The sequence below is a fragment of the Bacillus sp. KICET-3 genome (assembly GCF_033261025.1).
Classification (GTDB): domain Bacteria; phylum Bacillota; class Bacilli; order Bacillales; family Bacillaceae; genus Bacillus; species Bacillus sonorensis.
Genome location: NZ_CP137345.1, coordinates 375,290 through 396,083, shown reverse-complemented (window position 1 = coordinate 396,083; position 20,794 = coordinate 375,290). Strand labels below are relative to the sequence as shown.

Below are 20,794 nucleotides of genomic sequence, written 5' to 3'. Positions count from 1 at the left end.
CTTTTTTTACGCTATATCATCCGAGATTTGACAGCACAAGCGTCCAAATACAGATGATCAGGAGCAGAACGAGGCTGTATTTTACCGTTTGACTGAACAGCTTTGATTCCCGGCCTGTCTGCTGAACCGCCGCCGCGGCAATTGCAATCGACTGCGGGGAAATGAGCTTGGCCATGACTCCGCCCGCCGTATTGGCGGCAATGAGCAGCGCCGAACTCGTACCGATCTGTGCTCCGGTGACCGCCTGCAAATGACCGAATAAAGCGTTATTGCTGACAACTGATCCGGTGATGAATACGCCGATCCAGCCCAGCACAGGACTGAGGAATGGGAACACTCCGCCCGCTTTGGCAAGCGCCAAGCCGATGGAAGAGCTTAACCCCGCGTAGTTTGCCAGATTGGCAAAGCCCATTACAAAACAAATCGTAAGAATCGGCAGCCATAATTCACGGCTTGTGTCCTTCAGGCAGCTTAGGCCGCCCCGGATATCAATGTTTCGGCTCAGCAAAATGGTGATGACCACCGCGAGCAGAATGGCAGTGCCCGTCGCCGAAATCAAATCCAGCTTCAGCACGGCGTCAAGCGGTGCTGCTTGCGGGGAAATCGGCGGTGTTTTTAACACTTCCTGATGCAGAAACGGCATTTTGATCAAAAGCGTTGTTTGCTTCAGCAGGCCGCCGTCCTGGAAAAGCCCTTTAAAAGCGGGGAGGCTCCACAGGGCAATGACGCCGGTCAAGATGTAAAACGGAGACCATGCTTTCACTACCTCTAGCGCACCGTACTTGAGAGCCGGCTCCTGTTCGTTCCCAACTTCTCTATAAATACGCCGCGGCTGCCATTTTCTTAAGAACAGCGCGAGTGCTCCCATGCTGATAAGCGCCGCCAAAATGTTGGCGAGCTCAGGACCGAGCACAAGCATCGTAAACGTCTGCACTGCCGTATAGCTTCCGCTTACAACCAGAAGGGCGGGCAGCGTTTCTTTTATGCCCTTGAACCCGTCCAAAATGAAAACGAGCAGGAAAGGAACGAAAAAGGCGATGGCCGGAAGTGTTAAGGCCAATGTACGGGACAGTTCAAGAGGAGTCATATCCCCCATCTGCGCCCCCGTAATGACCGGTATCCCGATCGCGCCGAACGCACCGGAAGCCGCATTCGCGATCAAACAGAGGGATGCCGCTTTTAACGGTTTAAACCCGAGCTCGACAAGCAGTACCGCACTGATCGCAATCGGAACTCCGAAGCCGGCCGCTCCTTCCAAAAAGGCGTTGAAGCTGAAGCCGATCAAGAGCAGCTGAAGCCGCTGGTCGGATGAAATTCCGGCGATGCTCGCTCTGATCACTTTGAATTTTCCTGTCTTGACAGAAATCTTATAAAGCCAGACGGCCATCAGCACAATGTATCCAATTGGCCACAGCCCGTTTGCTATTCCGAGGAACACCGCGGAAACAGCTTTTGCCACCGGCATGTGAAAACAGAACACTGAAACAAGAAAGCTGACCGCAAGCGTTAAAAACGCTGCTAAAATCCCTTTCATTTTAAATACGGTCAGCGCAAGAAGAAAGAATAAAATCGGCAGGATTGCAACAAAAGCGCTGATATACTCATTCCCAAACGGATCGTAAACCTGCTGCCACATGTTCATCATCTCTCTTTTTTGTTGGATTAATTCGCAAAATGTGGTTTTAAAATCCCTTTCAACACGCCTACGCTATGCTTGAACTGCTCTTTTTCTTTTTCATTCAGGTTAAGCTCGATCACTTTCGTGACCCCATTACGGCCGACAACCGCCGGAACGCCGATACATACATCATCTTCTCCAAATTCCCCGCCAAGATAAGTGCTCACTGTTAAAATCGCTTCTTCATTGCGGAAAATGGCTCTCGTAATCCGGGCCAGGCTCATGGCTACGCCATAGTATGTCGCTCCTTTTTTCTCAATGATGTGGTAAGCGGCATTTTTCACATCGTCAAACAGTTCATCAAGTTCTTCCTGTTTGTAGTTCTCATTCTTTTTCAAAAGCTCGCTCACCGGAACTCCGGCGATATTCGCATGGCTCCAGACAGGAAGCTCGGTATCCCCGTGCTCACCGATGATATAGCCGTGAACATTATGGGCAGCTGCGCCGAAGTACTCGCTCAGCATGTAGCGGAACCGGGCAGTATCAAGTGTCGTACCGCTGCCGATGACCCGCTCTTTCGGAAGCCCGCTGAACTTCCATGTAGCATAGGTCAGAATGTCGACCGGATTTGTGGCGATTAGGAAAATACCATCAAATCCGCTTGCCATGACTTCGCCGACGATTCCTTTAAAAATCTTGAGGTTTTTTTCAACCAAATCAAGGCGGGTTTCACCAGGCTTTTGGTTGGCCCCGGCGCTGATGCAGACAACATCGGCATCTTTGCAATCATCATATGTGCCGTACCACGTTTTCACGGGATGAGGCGCAAATGCTTTACCATGGTTCAAATCCATTACATCGCCCATTGCTTTGTCTTTATTTAAATCAATGATCACTAGTTCGTCTGTGATTCCTTGGTTAATTAACGTAAATGCATAGCTGCTTCCTACAAAACCGGCACCAATTAAAACTGTACGATTGACTTTTTGGTTTGCCATTATTCATCATCCTTTGCCGTTAGTTTTAATTCTAAGTTGTTTGTGAAATTCTTCACATTTAGATTGTGCAATATTTCACATACCTTTTCAAGTCTTATGCATTTTTAATTGTGAATATTTTGTGTCTCTAATCATTTCTTCTCTAATTTTGTACAAATTCTGGTAGATATATGCCCTATTTTTAGATAAAACACCTAAATATTATAAATATTCATCCATGAATATCCAGCGGGTTGAAGGAAGGATAAACCAAGGCAATATCTGAAGGCTGTTCTCTCTCTCAACGGCTCTGCACTGGCGCCGGGCCGGTTGTGGCTGTTTTTTCATTCCCTTTCTCTCTCCCACCGGCTACCTGCTGCGGAATCGTTTATATCAGCAGCTGCTTAAGGCTTCCAGCGGAATAGTAATTTAAAAATTCAAACTTTTAGTTTGTAAGTAAAGCTAACAAAAATACTGTCAGCCTTCTTTCATTTTGTCATCATAAATTGAAGAATATGCGTATAGGGAGTGTTGCAAGTGAAATTGGCGGATTTGAGGAAGAGCGGACATGCTCCTTCCCTGTTGTCATCTTTTTTATATTTTGATGTCAGCTTTATGATTTGGGTCCTATTAGGAGCGCTCGGCGTTTATATCACGGCGGATTTTGACTTATCGCCTTCCCAGGTGGGATTGATTGTGGCCATCCCTACTTTGGCGGGATCGTTTTTCCGCATCATGTTGGGTATTTTTGCCGACCGCTTCGGTCCGAAAAAAACGGCCGTCGGCGGAATGCTTGTGACCATGATTCCCCTTTTGTGGGGATGGCTGTTCGGAGCGACGGTCGCAGAGCTGTATATCATCGGTATTTTATTGGGCGTGGCGGGAGCGAGCTTTTCCGCCTCCCTCCCCATGGCGAGCCGCTGGTATCCTCCTCATCTTCAAGGGCTTGCCATGGGCATCGCAGGAGCGGGTAACAGCGGCACCCTGCTTGCCACGCTGTTCGGCCCCCGCATCGCGGAGCATGTGGGCTGGAATGGCGTAATGGGTCTTGCCCTCATTCCTTTGACACTCGTTTTGATCAGCTATTTTTTGATGGCCAAAGAACCGCCGAACCAGCCTTCTCCCAAGCCTGTAAAAGAATACTTCGCTGTTTTCAAAGAAAAGGACACCTGGTATTTTTGCCTTCTTTACAGTGTGACATTCGGGGGCTTTGTCGGCCTTTCAAACTTTTTAAGTTATTTTTTTGCCTCACAGTATGCCATTTCTCCGGTCAGGGCCGGGGAATTCGTCACCCTTGTCGTGGCCTCGGGAAGCTGCCTTCGACCTGTCGGCGGATTGTCGCCGATAAAATCGGCGGTGTGCGCCTGCTGCAATTTTTATTTATCGGAGTTGCCCTTTGTATGTTCACGGTGAGCACGCTGCCGTCGCTTGCGGTTGTTACGGCCGCGTTGTTTATCGGTATGGGGTGTCTCGGCATGGGGAACGGCGCCATATTTCAGCTTGTGCCCCAGCGCTTCCAGCAAGAAATCGGGATGGTGACCGGTATCGTCGGGGCCGCAGGCGGAATCGGAGGTTTCTTTTTGCCGAATATTCTCGGAACGCTAAAACAAGTCACAGGCACTTATTCGAGCGGGTTTCTCACGTTTTCCGCGATCGCTTTTATAGCATTGGGCCTCCTTTTGTTCGTCCAAGCCGGATGGAAAAAGCAATGGAAAGCCGCCGGGAAATCCATTAGAATTTAATGCAAACAGCCGTTATGCCGACCGCCGGACATAACGGCTGTTTTGATTAATACGGACCCCAGCCCGTCATCACTCCGATACAAATGAAGACTAGTCCGATCACGAACCAGATAAATGCAAGGGGGATCATGAACCGGAGCCATTTCACATACGGAATGCCGCTTGCGGCCAGAACCGCCATCAAGACACCCGATGTCGGATTTATACAGTTGACGACGCCCTCGCCGAGCATGACGGCTTCGACAGCAACCTGTCTTGTGATGTTCATCAGATCGGCAAGCGGGGCAAGAATCGGAATAAAGACAACCGCCTCTCCTGAACCGGAGGAAATCAGAAAATGCAGGAGACCGCTCGCAATGTACATGCCGATCGCTCCAGCCGCCGGACTGAATCCATCCAAAAGACCGGCCAGTCCGTTCACAACGGTATCAAGGAGCTTCCCCTGTTCAAGAATGACTGAAATCGTCCGTGCCATGCCGACGATTAATGCGCCGTATACAAGACTTTGACAGCCGTTGATAAACGTTTTGGCAATATCGTTGGCTTTCATGCCTCCGATGATCCCTGCAGCAATCGAAATAAAGATAAACATGCCGGCCATTTGATTATCCGTCCAGCCGAGCTTCAAAGCGCCGTATAAAAAGCCGAGCAGCGACAGTCCCGCCACTGCCAAAATCAGCTTATGACGCCCGGTAAATGAGGCCTGCCCCTCATCCGCGTCACCGCCAAGCCCTTTTCCCGGAAACCAATTCGCACCAAGAATACTGGACTCAGGCGACTTTTTTAATTTCCTCGTATAGAAATAAATATAGATTAAGCTGGAAATGACAAAGCAGAGGTAGATCGCGATCCTTAGACCCAGACCAGAAAACAGCGGGAGATCGGCAATCTTTTGTGAAAGTCCAAGCGGCGACGGCGACAATATGGTAGCATTGAATCCCGCGTAGCAGCCGATATAAATGACGGCGGCCCCGGCGGCCGCATCCCATTTCAATGACCTCGCGACAATAAGACCGAGCGGGATAAAGCCGATAACAGAGTTGACCACGACTCCTGTCGTCCCAAGAATCGAGAAAAGGCCGCCGACAATGCAGATGAACAACAGCTGCTTCGAGCGGAAACGGCTGATAACATGATGGATCAAACCGCCGACGGCTCCTGTTTTTTCCAAAATCGCAAGCGCGCCGCCTGTAAATAAAATTAAAAAAATAATGGATGAAGACCCGACCATTCCTTCCTGAATTGCTGTAAAAAAACTGACAACCCCCACAGGGGACTGATCTACCTTATGATAGCTTCCGGGTACGGCTGTTACGACTTCACCTTTTGTCACTCTGTCAAACTCCCCTGCAGGAATGACATATGTGGCGAGGGCACAGACAACGGCAACCATAAACAACAGCACATACGCATCCGGCATTTTCAAGCGAAACTGTTTCTTATTAGGCGAGGGCGATGATTTTACGGCAGGTACGGTCATGTTTTCAATCTCCTCCTTCAAATAATGCAGCAACTATTTTCTAAAATATCCAATTATTCAGAAAAATAAATACATGTGCTATATTATAGACAACCTCATTCTCCGGTTTCAACTGATTTTATGAAATGTCATAAATAAAACGATTAGGAGGTTTGACGATGGCATCATTAACAGACCATATCAAACAAAAGATGATCAACATTTTCGAACACCTGCACAAACACCCGGAAGTCAGCTGGAAGGAGCATCAGACAACGGCATTTCTCAAGGAACAATTAGAAGAAAACGGCTGCCGTACAAAGACATTTGCAGACTGTACCGGTGTCATCGGCGAAATTGGCGAAGGCTCACCGGTAGTAGCTGTCCGTGCTGATATCGACGCCCTCTGGCAGGAAGTCGACGGAACATTTCAGGCCAATCATTCATGCGGGCACGATTCCCACATGACGATGGCGCTTGGAACTTTAATGGCCTTGAAAGAGCAACGGGAGCTGCCTAAGGGAACGATCCGCTTCATTTTTCAGCCGGCGGAAGAAAAAGGCGGAGGCGCTTTAAAAATGATTGAAAAAGGCATTTTGGACGATGTCGATTATCTTTACGGCGTTCATGTGCGCCCTGTCCAGGAAACATCGAACGGGAGATGCGCCCCTGCGATATTGCACGGCGCAAGCCGGCATATTGAAGGGACCATCATCGGGGAAGAAGCCCACGGTGCGCGTCCGCATCTCGGAAAAAACAGCATCGAAATCGCGGCGACGCTCGTCCACAAGCTCGCCCACATTCACATCGATCCGATGACGCCGCATACTGTCAAGATGACAAAGCTTCAGGCAGGCGGAGAAAGCGCCAATATTATTCCGGGTAAAGCCAGTTTCAGTCTGGATTTAAGGGCTCAGACAAATGAAGCGATGGAAGCACTGGAAAGAGAAACAGAACTTGCCTGCCAGGCCGTGGCCGAATCATTCGGGGCAACCATCGAACTACATAAAGAAGACAGCCTCCCGGCGGCCGTTAAAAACGAAGCGGCGATCGCCATTATGGCGGAGGCGATCAGTAACGTAATCGGCGCAGAGAACCTCGATAAGCCGCTCGTCACAACGGGAGGAGAAGATTTTCATTATTATTCTGTGAAACGTCCTCATCTCAAGGCGACAATGCTCGGGCTCGGCTGCGGCCTCATACCCGGCCTCCATCACCCGAAGATGACCTTTGACAGGGATGCCATGTTTACCGGAGCCGACATTTTAACCGAAGTAGTGTTGAAGACGTTTGAAAAAATCGGCAGTGACATGGAAGTCAGCGTCAGCTAAACTTCACGAAAAAAACCTCTCAGCCGGAGCTGAGAGGTTTTGTTTATTTCTTCAGATCTTCAATGGAATTAACGTTTTTCATGTACTTCGGTACGACAAGCCCCATCTTCACGCCTGTCATGCTGATGCCGACATCGTCATATTTCCCTTTGTACTTAGCCGCGTACGCTTTGTGGGTGTTTGGCAGCCAAGCTGACAGAGAGGCATCCGCGCTGCCGGTGGCAATGGCCGTCCACATTGGTCCTGCTTCGACTTGAGTCAATTTCACATTGTAGCCCAAATCTTCGAATACTTTTCCGACAACGTTTGTGCTGGCAATTTCACTGTCCCATGCGACATAAGCGAGGTTGATTTTGTCTCCCTTCACTTTTTTAACGCCTTTTGTCCACTCGGCAATCTGATCGCGGTGCTTTTTCACATAGCTGGCCGCCGCTTTTTTCGGATCTGTTCCGTTTTCTACCTGAATCATCACTTCCGCCATATCGTCTTCCGTCCATTTGAACTGGCTGAGAAGCTTATTCGCATTAGGCTGCTCTTTTCCAAAGCCTTTACGTGTAATCGTATGGATCTGCTCCGCAGTACCGTACGATTTTTTAGGATCGTCCAGATATTTCAGATCATATCTCGAAAACATCCAGTGCGGCGTCCAGCCCGTAATAATAATCGGTTTTTTTCTGTCGTATTTTTTCTTGAGGGTGGCGGTCATCGCGGCGCCGGACGCTGATATAAGCGTCCAATCGTCCAGCTTGTAATCTTTCATCGCCTGTCCGGTAAGCGCCATGATTCCGGAGCCCGGGTCAATCCCGACAATTTTATGATTGACCTGGTCTCCTGCGGAAGCATTCTCATCCGTTTTTGAACCGCAGGCCGCAAGCGAGAAGAATAAAGCGGCCGCAGTGCTGATGCCGATGATTTTTTTCCACATCAAGCATCACCTCTGGTCTTCTTCAGTCTAATATTTTGCGTGATCCGGTCCAAGGTAATCGCCACGATGACAATGGCGATACCGGCTTCAACGCCGACACCTGTTTTCAGCTGAGTAACCGCGCTGTATACTTTTTCTCCAAGGCCGGGAGCTCCGACCATGGCCGCAATGACAACCATTGACAGCGCAAGCATGATGCTTTGGTTGATACCCGCTAAAATGGTTTTCGCGGCAAGCGGCAATTGTACTTTAAATAAGCGCTGCGCCGTTGTTGAACCGAATGCTTCGGTTGCTTCGATCAAGTCTGCCGGCACTTGCTGGATCCCGAGAACCGTCATGCGGATCGTCGGCGGCATGGCAAAAATAACAGAAGCGACAACGCCCGGTACGACACCGATGTTAAAGAAAAAGATCGCGGGCAGCAAGTAAACGAACGCCGGCATTGTCTGCATTAAGTCTAAAATCGGCGTCACGATTCTGCGGACCGTATTTTGCTGTGATGCCCAAATGCCGACCGGCACACCGACAATCACCGAGATGACGACAGATGTGACGACAAGCGCCAATGTTTGGAGCATAGGGTCCCAGTAGCCAAGATAATCGATAATAAGAAAGCCGATTAATGTGAAAAGTGCGATTCCCCGCGTACTGATGAACCAAGCTAAGGCACTGAATATCAAGATGAGCAGGATGGAAGGAACGGCTCCCAATCCGAAGACAATGCCGTCAACGACATTTTCAAGACCGCTGGCGATCCCGTCAAACACTCCGCCAAACGTCAAAGTCAGCCAATCAACAAACCGGTCAATCATATCCGCTAATGGAATTCTAGGCAGTGCGCTCATTTAGTTCACCTCCTCAACGATGGCATCTTCCTCAGATGCGCTTTGTTCATCCGGCAGATTAATATATTGGTTGTCTCCGGAAAGAGCGCCGATCAAAGCACCTCTCACGACAATGCCCTTCATTCTGTTTTTATCGTCTACCACGGCAATTGGAATGTTGGCGTCAGAAACCGGTTCGAAAATCTCAGTCAATACCGTATCTTCATGGACGGTCGTCATTTCTTTTTGAAGAACGGCTTCTAAATCGTTTCCTGATTCCGCCGCTTTTTTGGCAGATTCCGCGGAAATGACGCCTAATAGGCGCTTATGTTTATCCACAGCATAGATGGATGAGATTCCCAGGTTTTTCATCAATGTGAGCGCAACCCTCGGACCTTTGTCAATGCGGACCGTTTCAGCGCGTTTCATAATATGTCCCGCCGTTAATACTTTCGATAAATCGACATCTTCTACGAAACGTTCAACATACTCGTTGGACGGATTCATTAAGATTTCTTCAGGCGTGCCGATCTGCACAATGTTTCCATCTTTCATCAGTGCGATTCTGTCGCCGATTCTGAGCGCTTCATCAAGATCGTGGGTGATGAAAATAATCGTCTTTCCGACAGAGTCGTGAAGCTCCAACAGTTCATCCTGCATATCTTTTCTGATCAGCGGATCAAGCGCGCTGAACGCTTCGTCCATAAGCAGAATGTCAGGATCATTTGTAAGCGCCCTGGCAAGGCCTACGCGCTGTTGCATTCCTCCGCTCAATTGATCGGGAAGCTGGTCTTCATACCCCTCAAGGCCGACCAGGCGAAGGGATTCAAGCGCTTTTTGTTTCCTTGTTTCTTTATCTACACCCTGCAATTCCAGTCCATATTCGGTATTCTGCAGTATCGTACGGTGGGGAAATAAAGCAAACTTTTGAAAGACCATACTGATTTTTTTACGCCGAACTTCGCGAAGCTGGTCTTTTGACATATTTGTTATCATGTCACCATCAATATAAATTTCGCCGGCGGTCGGTTCAATTAACCGATTCAGCATCCGCACCAAAGTGGATTTTCCGCTTCCTGATAGACCCATGATGACAAATATCTCACCGTTATACACATCAAAGTCAGCCTGGTTGACCCCGACTGTCGCACCAGTTGCTTTTAATATTTCTTTTTTTGTTTTACCGTTTGCCAGCATTTGTGCGGCTTTTTTAGATTGTTTCCCAAAGATTTTAGATACTTTTTTAACTTTTATTTTTATATCTTTATCTTCTATACTCATTCTATCCCTCCATTTTAAGCATCTTTTTAACCGTAACATGTTTTTGGTGTTTCATTCAAACAGCATATTCAGCTTAAATTGCACAAACTATACTGAAATGTTATTTTCATAGTTAACAATCGCTATATATACTCCAAAATCCTCCCATATACTTATAAATACTCTTTAAACGATAAAATCCGATTAGACGAGACCAGTGGTAAAAACGCTTGGAAACCGGGACTTTTCTCACCAATTTCTGTCCATTTTCATTTGATGAAGTAAAAAACATGCATATATTATCGTATTGCATCCAACTAGCATTTTATGAAACTATTTATGAGTACAAAAAGCCCCCCTTGAAACGGGCGGCTCCTTATTATCCGTTCAGCGCGGTTCTTTTCATATTGTTCTGCAGCTCCAGAATACGCTTTGATCCTTCTTCGCGAAGGCGTTTGTTTTCTTCCTCGATCTGCTTTGTCTCCTGCATGCCTTTTACAATCGTATTCCATGATTGTTCAATGGTTTCAATATCGATGCTCGGTCTGCCTGACATTCTCGCAATCTCGACGGATTGATTTGAAATGTTTTCCGCGTTGCGCTTGAGCATTTCATTTGTACGGCGGTCGAGTTCGCTCATAGAATCAGCGACAAGCTTTTGGCGCTTGGCCGTAACAGCCTGGATGATGCCGTTTTTGAAAATCGGTATCGTAATGATGAACGCGGAGTTGATTTTTCCGATCAGCTTTGTATTTCCGCGCTGGAGCAGGCGGATTTGCGGTGCGGTTTGGATCGCGACCATCCGTGCCATGTCGAGATCATACACCCGCTCTTCCAGCGCTTGAATGCCGTTTCTCAGCGTATCAAGCTCCATCTGCGCCATCTGGTTGCCGCTTGCAGCTTTCGCTTCATATTCAGGTACAAGCTGCTTCAATTCCTCTATTTTCATTTGGCCGGCTACAACGTATTTTTCGAGTTCCATATAGTAGTTGAGGTTGTTCTCATACATCTCATCAAGTGTGATTGTCGATTTGGTCATTTCATCTTTATATTTGGAAATCTCGACATTGATCTTTTCGATTTCTCCGCCAAGCGTCTGATACTTTTTAAATATTTTTTCGATCATGCTGTTTCCGCGCTTAAAGATTTTTGACAGCAGGCCTTTCGGTTCTTCAAAATCGTTTTTGTCAAAGCGGTCCATGATTTTGCCGAGCTGCGTCAGCATGGCCCCTGAATCTGTCACACTGTTTGTTCTCATCATCGAGAGAATGCGGTCGGAGAACTTCGAGATTTCCAGAGCAGGCTCCTTCCCGAATTCCAGCAGCGCCACCTGGTTTTTGGCGTCAATCTGCTGGGCGAGGCTTTGCACCTCAGGCTCCTGGCGCAGCTTGGCGCGGATGTCCTCCGCTTTTTCAATCGAGATTTCTTCCTCTTTGTTTATATTGACGAGGCTTGTTTCCGTTTTATTTGCCATTTAGATGGCCCCCTTCAAAAAATTTTATTTATGAATTTCCGTACAATTGACGGCTCTTTGAACTCCTGATTGAAAGACATTTCATCAAGCCAGTGGGTATCAAACTGCTGATCATCAATATAATGATCAATGCACTTGTGTCCCGGCGGATTATAAACGATGATATCGACGCCGATTTCATTTAATAAGAGCAGCGCCGCGGCGTCTGAGCGAGACAGCGCTCCGGTCTGTTCGGTGTGATACAGGATCAGCTTCGGCACGGTTTGCGCATAGTCAAACGTTTGAATGACGTTCAACAGCACAGCCGGCAGATTGACCGCCTGGGTAAACAGGTAAAGCTGGACATCCGTTTCGCTTTCACCGTTTTGCGGCAAGAGCTTCGCACTTTTGCACATTCGTGAGACAGCTTCCGCGATTCCGCGCTGAACACCCTCAGGCAAATGTTTATAACGCCATATATGGCTCTCCATCAGTCGGCCGGGATTGATTTGCCCCGTCTGATCAAGGGCATCGCTGTAGTGAAATTGATAATTTGCGTTCACTTCCTCTGTAAACGGGAAGCGCCTGATCGTGTGGGATTCCTTGTACTCCGTTAACGTCTGCAAACGATCCCAGTACTCTTTTTCATTGGCTGATTTGCCCATAATCATCGCAAATACATTTGGAATCTCGACCGTATGTGTGCCCGCCTTGAAATTCGGGCGGATAAAGGCGCGTTCCTTCGCAATTAAAAACAGCTCATCATACGTGGTCTTCAGCGTAACGGAGACCGGTGTGTGCTCCCTGAATTGCCAAGGCTTAAACATCAGGGAATCTTCATTGTGCAGCACGCTGTCCAATTCTTTCGTTGAGCGGTATGCCACCGTTGACTTCCGCTGCGGTTTTTCCGTCGGGAACGGTACCAGCGCCGAGGTTCCCGGATAAGTGTACACAAAAGAACATGTTTGATCCGGGTCGATCACTTGAAATTGATCCTTTCCTTCCGGATGAAAAATCAGCACATCGCACCCGATGAGCATCAGGTAATATAAAAAATAGATCTGGCTTTTTGTAGCATCCCCGTACCAAATGACCCGCGGCATTGCTTTTTCAATATCGGCCGTTTTCAGCCAAGGCTCAAGATGATTGCCCATCCATTTCACAAGGTCCAATAGTACCCTGCGGAAGTCAGGATGGTTAAAGCCTTGTTCATGGAAAGATTGAAAAGTTTTCAGCACTTCGATAAAAGCCTGTCGCAAATGCCGGTGCATCCCGGGATGGGAATGCTTAACAATGAGCTGCTCTCCGTCGAGGAAGGCGGCAAATCGGTTGACCGACAGCCCCTTTTCCTTCTGGTTGATCATATGGATGTGCTGAACGGCCTGAAATCTTTCCTGATCAATTGTTTTATCAAGCGTCTCGCTTAAAATGTGAACATCTCCAGATTCGTACAGTTCATGCAAATAAATGTAGTAGTCTGTTTCATCATGCGGCGTTCCCAGTATCCGGCCCGCAACACGAGTGATCGTCAATGATCCGCCTGTTTCATAAGGGGTTCTTTCTGACAACGGCTGATGGATCACCTGTTTCCATTCATCATCTTTGATCTGTGCGGTTTGAATGTTGACCTGCTGATTCATAGCGCTCAGTCGCCCCCCTTCTTTCCGCTTGATTTTCGTTGCTGCTGCCGAATACGGCGCACATGCCCGCTCTTGTCACCGCATAGGTAGTCCCAAACTTTCTGATTGTGCCTACCGGAAAATCATGGACTCTTTTGCGCAGCGTTGACGAATCAATCCCCCATTCCTCACAGGCTTGCTGGGAACTGAGAATCTCGCGGCTGCTGAGATCGATTATTTTAATCATGACTGATCATCCTAAAATATTGTTTGGTTTTGTCGGCCGGGCGGCGCCAAGCTTCACAATATGCTCTGTGATTTCATCCGCCGCTTTCATGCCCGGATGCATTGTCGCATTGAGATCTGGATAGTGGTGAAGCACCTCTCCGTGAGCGGGCGAAACACCGTAGTCGGCTTGAGCGATCAACTCAAAGTCCAACAGCGAATCACCCGCGGTATACACTTCATCAATGTTCAACTCGCGTTTCAAATAATCAACAGCTCTCCATTTATTCAGCGGCTCCGGGATAAAATAGAGCTTCCTCCCTTGCAGGGACGCCTGCCATCCTTTATCAGCGGCCCACGCTTTTACGCAAGCGGCGTTGATTCCCCTGAGGCCTTCCTCCCCTAAAATCAAATAAACGAAATAATGGTGAGCCGTCCGGATTCTTTCCGCCGCTTCCGATAATGGGAGCTTTGCGAGCTCCCCCAGCATGTCTTTCATCGGCATGCAAGACTGAAGCCGGCTTTCGATAAAGCTTGACCATTCCCTGATCGGACTGCCATTTTGCAAAATGCAGCCGCCATTGGTTGTCACCGCGTATTCAGGAATGACCTCCTTTTGAAAAAACGCGATTCTTTGATATTGCTCCGTCGTCCTGGTTGTCACTGGAATAAAGTACATGTCTTGATGGATTTTGCGGAGATGCCGGGCCGTCTTTCGCGATATATAGGAAATCTCTTTGCCGTCAAGGGTTTCGGTCAGCTCATAGTCCTCACGGTCCGCCCCATATAGCTCAATCATTTTTTTTGAATAAATCAATGTTCTGTCCAAATCACTCGCAAAAGCTTTCATTTGCCCCTCCCGACCGGACGTATCAACCCGCAGCAGCTGTAGGACATATCGGTGTATTCCTCAACAGGAACACCCCTGTCTTCCGCAAGAAGCAAGATATGTGTAAGCCTTGTCCGGGAGCCCGGCTGAATTAAAATTTTCCAGGGCACTCTGCGCAGCAAAACCCTCGTCGTCTCACCCACTCCGGGTTTGATGAAATTCGCGTTATCAATGCCGAAATCATGCTGAATATTTCGGACTGATGTAAGGCCGCGCCAATCCGGTTCCTCCCTTTGTTCGAGAAGCAAGGCGGCCGTTTCCGCGGCTTTGGTTTCAACGGCGGGAAATTCAGCGGCGATTGTATCGACAAAGAGGTTTGATACATCTTCCGCCAATAAATTTTCGTAAAATTTCGCTCCGTGGAAATCTTCTTTTCCAATCCATTTGCCGTTCAAAACGGTTCTGCTGACCAAGCCGGACACGGTGGAATTCAAGCAGGCGCTTGGAATGAGAAAGTCCTCCCTCGTTCCAAATAAAGAAGAGCAATATCCCGGATCGGCGAGAACCGCCAGTTCGGAAGAAAGCCTTGTTCCAAATGCTTGATAAAAACCATCGAGAGACCGCATCAATTCCTTGGTAATCGCGCCTTTCCCCGTCCAGCCGTCGATAAATGCAAGCGAGTCCCCCGGGTGATGACGCAGAATATAATGCAGGGCGTTTTCATCAATGCCTCTGTCCCGGATAATCGAGATGCTGTAGTGGGGAAGAGCCGCCTCATATTTAAACTCAATGTACCGTTTAATCAGGACGCCGATTGGCGTACCGGCGCGCGCCAAGCTGCAAAGCACTGTATGTAATCCCCGTTTTTGAACGATTTGTTCAGCAACAGTCCCGACAGCCTCCGCTACTTTTCGCTTGCTTTCCTCCAGCGAAGCGTAAAACAGGTTCATGTACTCTTCAGTCGGTTTATATTCAACAGGCAGCATTTCTGAATAATGTGTACCGCTTTGAATCAGGCTTTCTCTTTCATCTGTGCTTTTCTCAATCGAAATGACTGACAAGTCTTTCAAAAGAAACGTGACATCAGAAGCGGGATAGCTGCCCATTTTCGCAGGTGCATCAGCCATTTCCGACACTTCCTTTAGAAAAAGCCACAATGTTGACATTCTCTATCTCTCTATCACTGAAAATCGCAAGAATCGGCCGCAAGGATTCTTCCGCAACAAATGTTTCGACGAACAAAAACACCTCATCATAGCCCCGCTTCGGCAGGTTATAGATAAAATGCTGCACTGACTCGTTTTCCGGATTCGGAAAGCAAAATCGGTTCCTAACCGCATATCCTTCGTCATCGGATGGATGGATCGGGCTTCGCGTTGTTGAATGATAAGCAACATGCTCCCCCATAAGAGACGCGATCTTCAGCGGAAGATACATGAATTCCCCTGTTCCAAGGCACAAAACGCGCTTGCCTTTCCGCAAGGCATTGAGGCGTCCTGCGGCTTTCTGACAAGCGGTCTCGACCCCGCATTTGTCTTCGTGAGAAAGGCCGAAGCGGCCTGTCTCTTTCACAAACGGCGCCGCCCCTGTCTGTTCAGAGCGATAGGGAAGCGCTGTGAAGCAGTCGCTGATGTCGATCCGTCGGACGGAAACATTCATTTCGCGGTGATGAGGCTGGTCATCGTATAATGATTGATCAAGCGGTTGCCCTTCGCAGGCGACAGATCCGGATAACAGAGCGATCGTCGAAATAGTCGCGCCCAGTTCAGACTCGGCTTTCCTGAATTGTTCTTTGTGCTCCTCAGACCGCCAGTCTAATAGAGAAAGCACCGCATATTCCCGGCGCGGGTGCTTGCGCTGAATATCCCTGATGATGTTCAGCGCCGTTTTGCCTGTTGTGATTTCATCATCCACGAGAATGACGGGTCTATCCGCAGCGGAGAACAATGGTTCATCCGTATAGCAGCGCTGATCGACGGCATGGGAATGTTCTTCTTCAAACAGAAGAACGGGATGCTTGTCCTTTAAGATTTCTCTTGTTGTATGGATAAAAGAAGCGCCCTCTAGACAGTCGAATACGCCATGGCCAAGAGCGGTTGCCGTTTCTGCGAAGCCGATGACAATCGGAGGATCCGGAAGCTGAAACCGCTGTTTGTTGAGAAGATCATAAGCTTTTTTGATGCTTTCATGATCCTCCGCCAAAAATCCCGCCGTCACCTCGTCCTTTCCATCTATCCTCAAACCGGATGTCTTTTCAGCATATTCGATTGCCAAAAGACCAGAAGCGAGCAGCGGCTTTAAAGGGCTTACCGGAATGTGCTTGCCGAGAACCTTGCTGACAAACAAAAAGCCCCTCTTTTTATTGACTCTGGCCGCCATCTCAAATAAAGCCGGAGGCGGAATGGAAAGCGGATTATCCGCAACCGTCAAATCAACCTCCATACGATCCAATATTGGGGACCTGTTGTTCTGCTGTAAGTATGTCAATGTAGCTGCGGTTTTCATGATACACCCCATATATTTCTGACTTTAGCAGTATTTTTTTCGCCCAGCTTAAATGCGGTTTAATTTCGTTCATTTTATTGGAAAAAGAGCTTTTCACAATACCTCGGGTGCCGTCCGCGCTTTCGATGATGCTTACAGCATCCAAGTAGTCTTCCATTGTAATGACGTGCAGGCTTTGCACCGCCCTTATATGTGTCGGATGAATCACGGTCTTGCCGTGGATGCCGTTGGCGAGATCAAGAAGCGTTTCATGAATCAGCCCCTCTGTATACGGACCGAACGGCAGCGGCAGACTTTCACCGGCATTCGCACCCCAATACGGAGTCCGCTGCGGCAAAGTGGCGGCATGGGAGTCTTCAAAGTACTCCCAGACGGGGCCTGATATGACAAACTGCAGGCCAAAATAATTAATGATATCTTTGATAAAATCGGCGATGACCATAATGTCGTAAATCGGCGTCTGCGGTTTTCGCCTTAATCCGTAAAGGCCGCACACATCTGTGGCGCCGATCCGGATATTCAGGATCACATCTTGATAAAAGACGAGCGTTGATTTTAATTCCTGCAGCGCCTTTGTCCTCGTTTCCATAGCCATTAAATCCGGCGTCTCAAAAATCGGCATTCCATAAAGATTGATGCCTGATTCTTTTGACAATTTCACTAAAGTATCGAGGTAGCGTTCAGCATTGAATGTTGAAAACTTAGGAAACACAAAGCCCGTAAACAAGTGGAGCGCCCTGCCGAGCTTATTCCCCAATTCAAGCATTTGCTCAGGCTCACGCACACGGATGAACATTAAAGGCAGCGCATCACGGCTGACATTCTGCAATTTCTGAGCCTGATAAATGATATCGGCTTGACTGACAAGATTGTTTTCAGCTTGAAGAACCTCGCAGTCGCCAATCGAGTCTTCAAGACAGAAAACGACGGAACAAAGATCAGGGTATTTTCGCTTAATGATCAAGTCCGCAATGTCGCTCCTGTTTCCCGGTACATAAAGGGTGGCCCCCAGCGCATATTCGAGTAAATGTTTCGGGGAATCCTTCGTCACCTCGCCGGGCTGTTTAAAAAAGACGTCTTCTTTTTGATCAGCCGATAAAAAATCAAAGTACTGCAAATCGATCACCTTCTTCTGCTAAAGGACAACTCTAAAACCGCCGTCTGATTGTAAAGGAAAAAGGAGTGAAGCAGATATCTCTCCACCCCTTCGATTTTCTTTTTACTCTTCCTTTGAAGCGGCCGTTTGTTCTTTGACAGCTTTTTGTTTGTTCATATAGTGAATGACGAACGTTGCTGCAAAAGCAATAACCAAAATGATAAAAAATACGCTGTGCGGCATTTCAATGTGCCATACGCTTGCAGCCATTTTCAAAGCGATGATGCCGATTAAAATAAATGCCGTTGTTTCAAGCTCAGGCACTTTATCAATCAGGGTCAAGAAGAATTTCGCTACGGTCCGCATCATGAGGATGCCTAGCATTCCGCCGATTAACAGCACCCATACTTTTTCAGATATCGCAAACGCGGCAAGAATGCTGTCTACTGAGAACGCAAGGTCCATTAACTCAACGGTGATGACAGTCGCCCAGAACATCCCGAAAACGCGAACCATCCAGCTGTCTTTTTTGATGCTGTTTGCATCATCATCGCCTTCTCCGATAAAGAAGTGCTTAATCACGAGCCATGCGAGATAAGCGGCGCCAAGGAGCTTGATCCACCAGAATTTAATTAAAATCATGCCGAGCCCGATAAACAGGAATCTAAAGAAATAAGCTCCGACCAAACCGTAAGTCAGCGCTTTTTTGCGCTGCTTTTCCGGAAGGTGCTTGACCATGACGGCGAGAACGAGCGCATTGTCCGCCGACAAAAGCCCTTCCAGTACGACCAGAGATCCGATCAGCCCCCAGGAAACGGGATCTGTTAATACCTCGACCCACATGTTCCAGTCGAAGAACGAGGCGTAAATTGAAATAATATGATTGAATAAATCCACTATTGGTTACCTCCTAATAATTGAAAAGCAAGACTGAACCACGAATCGTGATTCAGCCGGAAAACTAGACCTGCAGGCCGTAATTGCGGCAAAGCGAGGCCAATCCGCCTGAAAATCCGCTGCCGATGGCATTGAATTTCCAGTCCCCTCCATGCCGGTAAAGCTCACAGACGACAACGGCCGTCTCGATCGAAAAGTCTTCGCCTAAATCAAAACGAAGCAGTTCCTCATTTGTCGAATCATCGACAAGCCGGACAAAAGCGTTAGATACTTGTCCGAAATTCTGGCTGCGGCTTTCTGCATCATGAATCGTAACGGTAATGCCGATTTTCTCAACATGGTCAGGGATTTTTGTAAAATCGACAATGATTTGCTCATCATCGCCTTCCCCTTCTCCTGTGCGGTTGTCGCCCGTATGAACGACGGCGCCGCTCGGATGCTCCAAATTGTTGTAGAAAACAAAATCATGGTCATTCACGCATTTATCGTTCGCATCGACGAGAAAAGCAGATGCATCCAAATCAAAATCCGCTCCGCCCGTATATTTGTTTGTATCCCATCCTAAACCGATCAGCGCTCTCGTTAAGCCCGGATTCGTCTTCGTTAAGTCAATTCGCTGTCCTTTGGATAATTGAATAGCCATATGATGGAATCCTCCCTTACGAAATGTCAGGTCTCGGACAGACGGGCGAAAGCAAGCACCCCGCCGTCCGATGGTTCATTAACCGACTTGCAAACCAAAATCAGTGGCGATCCGGGCCAGTCCGCCCTGGTATCCGGAGCCGATCGCAGAGAATTTCCACTCTCCGCCGTGACGGTAAAGCTCCCCGGTGATCAAAGCCGTTTCAATTGAGAAGTCCTCCGCAAGATCATAGCGGATTAATTCTTCGTTTGTCTCTTCATTGATCACGCGGACATAGGCATTTGACACCTGGCCGAAGTTTTGGCTGCGGGCTTCCGCCTCATGAATCGTAATCACAAAAGAAATTCTGTCAATATTCGACGGCACGGCGTTCAAGTCGACTTTCACCTGCTCGTCGTCGCCTTCGCCCAAACCCGTCCGGTTGTCGCCCGTATGTATGACAGAACCGTTGCCGCCTTGTGTCTGGTTATAAAAAATGAAGTCTTTTTCAGAGGTGCATTTTCCAGCGGCATCAAGCAAAAACACGCTGGCATCAAGGTCAAAATCCGCTCCGCCGTCATATTTATTGACGTCCCAGCCGAGTCCCACGATGACTTTTGACAGGCCCGGATTCGTTTTGGTTAAATCGATCTTCTGTCCTTTTGCTAATGAGATTGCCATGTATACCCTCTCCTTTTATGTGTTGTCGGTTTAGCTGTAGCGCTTGACGACTTCCGTAATGCTCGTATCGTTTGTGCCTTCTCCGACGGCCGTAAACTTCCATTCGCCGCCATCGCGGGAAATTTCGCCGGCGATCAGGCTTGTCCGGCCTGAATAGTCTTCTTTGAGATTGTATCTGACCATTTCCCGGCGGTTCGCCATATCGACAACGCGGATAAATGCATTTTCGATCATTCCGAAGTGCTGGCTGCGCTTGACACAGTCATAAATATTCACGACAAATATCAGCTTGTTGATATGAGCCGGAATCTTTTGAAGGTCGATGATAATTTGTTCATCATCACCGCTTCCTTCCCCTGTCAGATTATCGCCCGTATGCTCGATACTGCCGCATCTGCTTCTTAAATTCCCAAAATAAATGACATTCTTGTTTTCTGTGACTCTTCCATTTTCAAGCATCAGAACAGAGGCATCACAATCAATATTCGGGGCGCCCCCTCCGAAAAGCTTTCCAAAAAATCCGCCGCCTCCTGATGAAACAGGGTCCCAGCCAAGGCCGACCATCATTTTAGAAAGCCCCGGATTTCCTTTTGTTAAATCAATACGCTGACCCTTCTCTAAAGAAATAGCCAAACTGTTCACTCTCCTATACATCATAACCTTATTGGATATCGCGTGAGATTAAGAGTTTTACATTCCGAATATCACGCCGGCGTGATTCATTATATCAA

The 20,794-nt window shown here is 48.0% G+C and carries 18 protein-coding genes and 1 pseudogene; 2 read left to right on the top strand and 17 right to left on the bottom strand.

The features are described 5' to 3' along the window. Nucleotides 1-16: 16 nt before the first annotated feature. Both R5H20_RS02115 and R5H20_RS02110 read right to left on the bottom strand, forming a co-directional pair. The gene (locus R5H20_RS02115) at nucleotides 17-1,636 is read right to left on the bottom strand and encodes an L-lactate permease (protein ID WP_006640139.1); all 1,620 of its coding nucleotides are present in this window, start codon (nucleotides 1,634-1,636) and stop codon (nucleotides 17-19) included. Between the two features lie 26 nt (nucleotides 1,637-1,662). After that, complete coding sequence (locus R5H20_RS02110) at nucleotides 1,663-2,616, bottom strand: L-lactate dehydrogenase (RefSeq protein ID WP_006640138.1); 954 nt, start codon at nucleotides 2,614-2,616, stop codon at nucleotides 1,663-1,665. A 516-nt stretch (nucleotides 2,617-3,132) separates the two neighbouring features. Here R5H20_RS02110 and R5H20_RS02105 point away from each other — a divergent pair. Beyond that, nucleotides 3,133-4,337 (top strand): annotated as a pseudogene (locus R5H20_RS02105) (nitrate/nitrite transporter). A gap of 46 nt (nucleotides 4,338-4,383) precedes the next feature. Here R5H20_RS02105 and R5H20_RS02100 read toward each other — a convergent pair. Further along, nucleotides 4,384-5,817: a YfcC family protein gene (locus tag R5H20_RS02100; protein ID WP_006640137.1), complete on the bottom strand. Its 1,434-nt coding sequence runs from the start codon at nucleotides 5,815-5,817 to the stop codon at nucleotides 4,384-4,386. Between the two features lie 158 nt (nucleotides 5,818-5,975). Here R5H20_RS02100 and R5H20_RS02095 point away from each other — a divergent pair, with 158 nt between their 5' ends. Then, nucleotides 5,976-7,127: a M20 peptidase aminoacylase family protein gene (locus tag R5H20_RS02095; protein ID WP_006640136.1), complete on the top strand. Its 1,152-nt coding sequence runs from the start codon at nucleotides 5,976-5,978 to the stop codon at nucleotides 7,125-7,127. Nucleotides 7,128-7,170: 43 nt separating this feature from the next. On the opposite strand, the gene R5H20_RS02090 is transcribed toward R5H20_RS02095, so the two are convergent. The 14 genes from R5H20_RS02090 to R5H20_RS02025 all read right to left on the bottom strand — a co-directional run bounded on the left by R5H20_RS02090 (nucleotide 7,171) and on the right by R5H20_RS02025 (nucleotide 20,696). After that, the gene (locus R5H20_RS02090; protein ID WP_006640135.1) at nucleotides 7,171-8,052 is read right to left on the bottom strand and encodes a glycine betaine ABC transporter substrate-binding protein; all 882 of its coding nucleotides are present in this window, start codon (nucleotides 8,050-8,052) and stop codon (nucleotides 7,171-7,173) included. Beyond that, the gene (gene opuAB, locus R5H20_RS02085; protein WP_006640134.1) at nucleotides 8,052-8,897 is read right to left on the bottom strand and encodes a glycine/proline betaine ABC transporter permease subunit OpuAB; all 846 of its coding nucleotides are present in this window, start codon (nucleotides 8,895-8,897) and stop codon (nucleotides 8,052-8,054) included. Before opuAB ends, R5H20_RS02090 begins: the two co-directional genes overlap by 1 nt. Continuing rightward, entirely contained in the window at nucleotides 8,898-10,157 is a 1,260-nt protein-coding gene (gene opuAA, locus R5H20_RS02080; protein WP_006640133.1) for a glycine/proline betaine ABC transporter ATP-binding protein OpuAA, read from the bottom strand. A 358-nt stretch (nucleotides 10,158-10,515) separates the two neighbouring features. Further along, nucleotides 10,516-11,610: a toxic anion resistance protein gene (locus R5H20_RS02075; protein ID WP_006640132.1), complete on the bottom strand. Its 1,095-nt coding sequence runs from the start codon at nucleotides 11,608-11,610 to the stop codon at nucleotides 10,516-10,518. Between the two features lie 14 nt (nucleotides 11,611-11,624). Next, a complete protein-coding gene (locus tag R5H20_RS02070) occupies nucleotides 11,625-13,229 on the bottom strand; it encodes a YceG family protein (RefSeq protein WP_006640131.1) in 1,605 nt (534 codons plus the stop codon). Further along, on the bottom strand, nucleotides 13,186-13,455 hold the full coding sequence (locus R5H20_RS02065; RefSeq protein WP_006640130.1) for a helix-turn-helix domain-containing protein: 270 nt from the start codon (nucleotides 13,453-13,455) through the stop codon (nucleotides 13,186-13,188). Before R5H20_RS02065 ends, R5H20_RS02070 begins: the two co-directional genes overlap by 44 nt. Before the next feature lie 6 nt (nucleotides 13,456-13,461). After that, nucleotides 13,462-14,283, bottom strand: coding sequence for an HAD family hydrolase (locus R5H20_RS02060; RefSeq protein ID WP_006640129.1), 822 nt, complete (start codon nucleotides 14,281-14,283; stop codon nucleotides 13,462-13,464). After that, nucleotides 14,280-15,389 carry a cysteine protease StiP family protein gene (locus tag R5H20_RS02055; protein ID WP_006640128.1) on the bottom strand — a complete coding sequence of 370 codons (1,110 nt, stop codon included), beginning with the start codon at nucleotides 15,387-15,389 and terminating at the stop codon, nucleotides 14,280-14,282. Before R5H20_RS02055 ends, R5H20_RS02060 begins: the two co-directional genes overlap by 4 nt. Further along, complete coding sequence (locus R5H20_RS02050; protein ID WP_029419425.1) at nucleotides 15,382-16,704, bottom strand: phosphoribosyltransferase family protein; 1,323 nt, start codon at nucleotides 16,702-16,704, stop codon at nucleotides 15,382-15,384. Before R5H20_RS02050 ends, R5H20_RS02055 begins: the two co-directional genes overlap by 8 nt. Next, on the bottom strand, nucleotides 16,694-17,884 hold the full coding sequence (locus R5H20_RS02045; protein ID WP_006640126.1) for an HpcH/HpaI aldolase/citrate lyase family protein: 1,191 nt from the start codon (nucleotides 17,882-17,884) through the stop codon (nucleotides 16,694-16,696). Before R5H20_RS02045 ends, R5H20_RS02050 begins: the two co-directional genes overlap by 11 nt. A 102-nt stretch (nucleotides 17,885-17,986) precedes the next feature. Continuing rightward, nucleotides 17,987-18,760 (bottom strand): TerC family protein, encoded by a 774-nt coding sequence (locus R5H20_RS02040; RefSeq protein WP_006640125.1) that lies wholly within the window; start codon nucleotides 18,758-18,760, stop codon nucleotides 17,987-17,989. A gap of 64 nt (nucleotides 18,761-18,824) precedes the next feature. Further along, nucleotides 18,825-19,403 carry a TerD family protein gene (locus R5H20_RS02035; protein WP_006640124.1) on the bottom strand — a complete coding sequence of 193 codons (579 nt, stop codon included), beginning with the start codon at nucleotides 19,401-19,403 and terminating at the stop codon, nucleotides 18,825-18,827. A 78-nt stretch (nucleotides 19,404-19,481) separates the two neighbouring features. Next, complete coding sequence (locus tag R5H20_RS02030) at nucleotides 19,482-20,063, bottom strand: TerD family protein (protein ID WP_006640123.1); 582 nt, start codon at nucleotides 20,061-20,063, stop codon at nucleotides 19,482-19,484. 30 nt (nucleotides 20,064-20,093) lie between these two features. Beyond that, nucleotides 20,094-20,696, bottom strand: a complete 603-nt coding sequence (locus R5H20_RS02025) for a TerD family protein (RefSeq protein WP_006640122.1) — start codon at nucleotides 20,694-20,696, stop codon at nucleotides 20,094-20,096. Between the last annotated feature and the right edge of the window lie 98 nt (nucleotides 20,697-20,794).

Coding starts and splice junctions, on each gene's coding strand:
- R5H20_RS02115 (WP_006640139.1), bottom strand. CDS start 1,636: ATGTGGCAGCAGGTTTACGATCCGTTTGGGAATGAGTATATCAGCGCT.
- R5H20_RS02110 (WP_006640138.1), bottom strand. CDS start 2,616: ATGGCAAACCAAAAAGTCAATCGTACAGTTTTAATTGGTGCCGGTTTT.
- R5H20_RS02100 (WP_006640137.1), bottom strand. CDS start 5,817: ATGACCGTACCTGCCGTAAAATCATCGCCCTCGCCTAATAAGAAACAG.
- R5H20_RS02095 (WP_006640136.1), top strand. CDS start 5,976: ATGGCATCATTAACAGACCATATCAAACAAAAGATGATCAACATTTTC.
- R5H20_RS02090 (WP_006640135.1), bottom strand. CDS start 8,052: ATGTGGAAAAAAATCATCGGCATCAGCACTGCGGCCGCTTTATTCTTC.
- opuAB (WP_006640134.1), bottom strand. CDS start 8,897: ATGAGCGCACTGCCTAGAATTCCATTAGCGGATATGATTGACCGGTTT.
- opuAA (WP_006640133.1), bottom strand. CDS start 10,157: ATGAGTATAGAAGATAAAGATATAAAAATAAAAGTTAAAAAAGTATCT.
- R5H20_RS02075 (WP_006640132.1), bottom strand. CDS start 11,610: ATGGCAAATAAAACGGAAACAAGCCTCGTCAATATAAACAAAGAGGAA.
- R5H20_RS02070 (WP_006640131.1), bottom strand. CDS start 13,229: ATGAATCAGCAGGTCAACATTCAAACCGCACAGATCAAAGATGATGAA.
- R5H20_RS02065 (WP_006640130.1), bottom strand. CDS start 13,455: ATGATTAAAATAATCGATCTCAGCAGCCGCGAGATTCTCAGTTCCCAG.
- R5H20_RS02060 (WP_006640129.1), bottom strand. CDS start 14,283: ATGAAAGCTTTTGCGAGTGATTTGGACAGAACATTGATTTATTCAAAA.
- R5H20_RS02055 (WP_006640128.1), bottom strand. CDS start 15,389: ATGGCTGATGCACCTGCGAAAATGGGCAGCTATCCCGCTTCTGATGTC.
- R5H20_RS02050 (WP_029419425.1), bottom strand. CDS start 16,704: ATGGAGGTTGATTTGACGGTTGCGGATAATCCGCTTTCCATTCCGCCT.
- R5H20_RS02035 (WP_006640124.1), bottom strand. CDS start 19,403: ATGGCTATTCAATTATCCAAAGGACAGCGAATTGACTTAACGAAGACG.
- R5H20_RS02030 (WP_006640123.1), bottom strand. CDS start 20,063: ATGGCAATCTCATTAGCAAAAGGACAGAAGATCGATTTAACCAAAACG.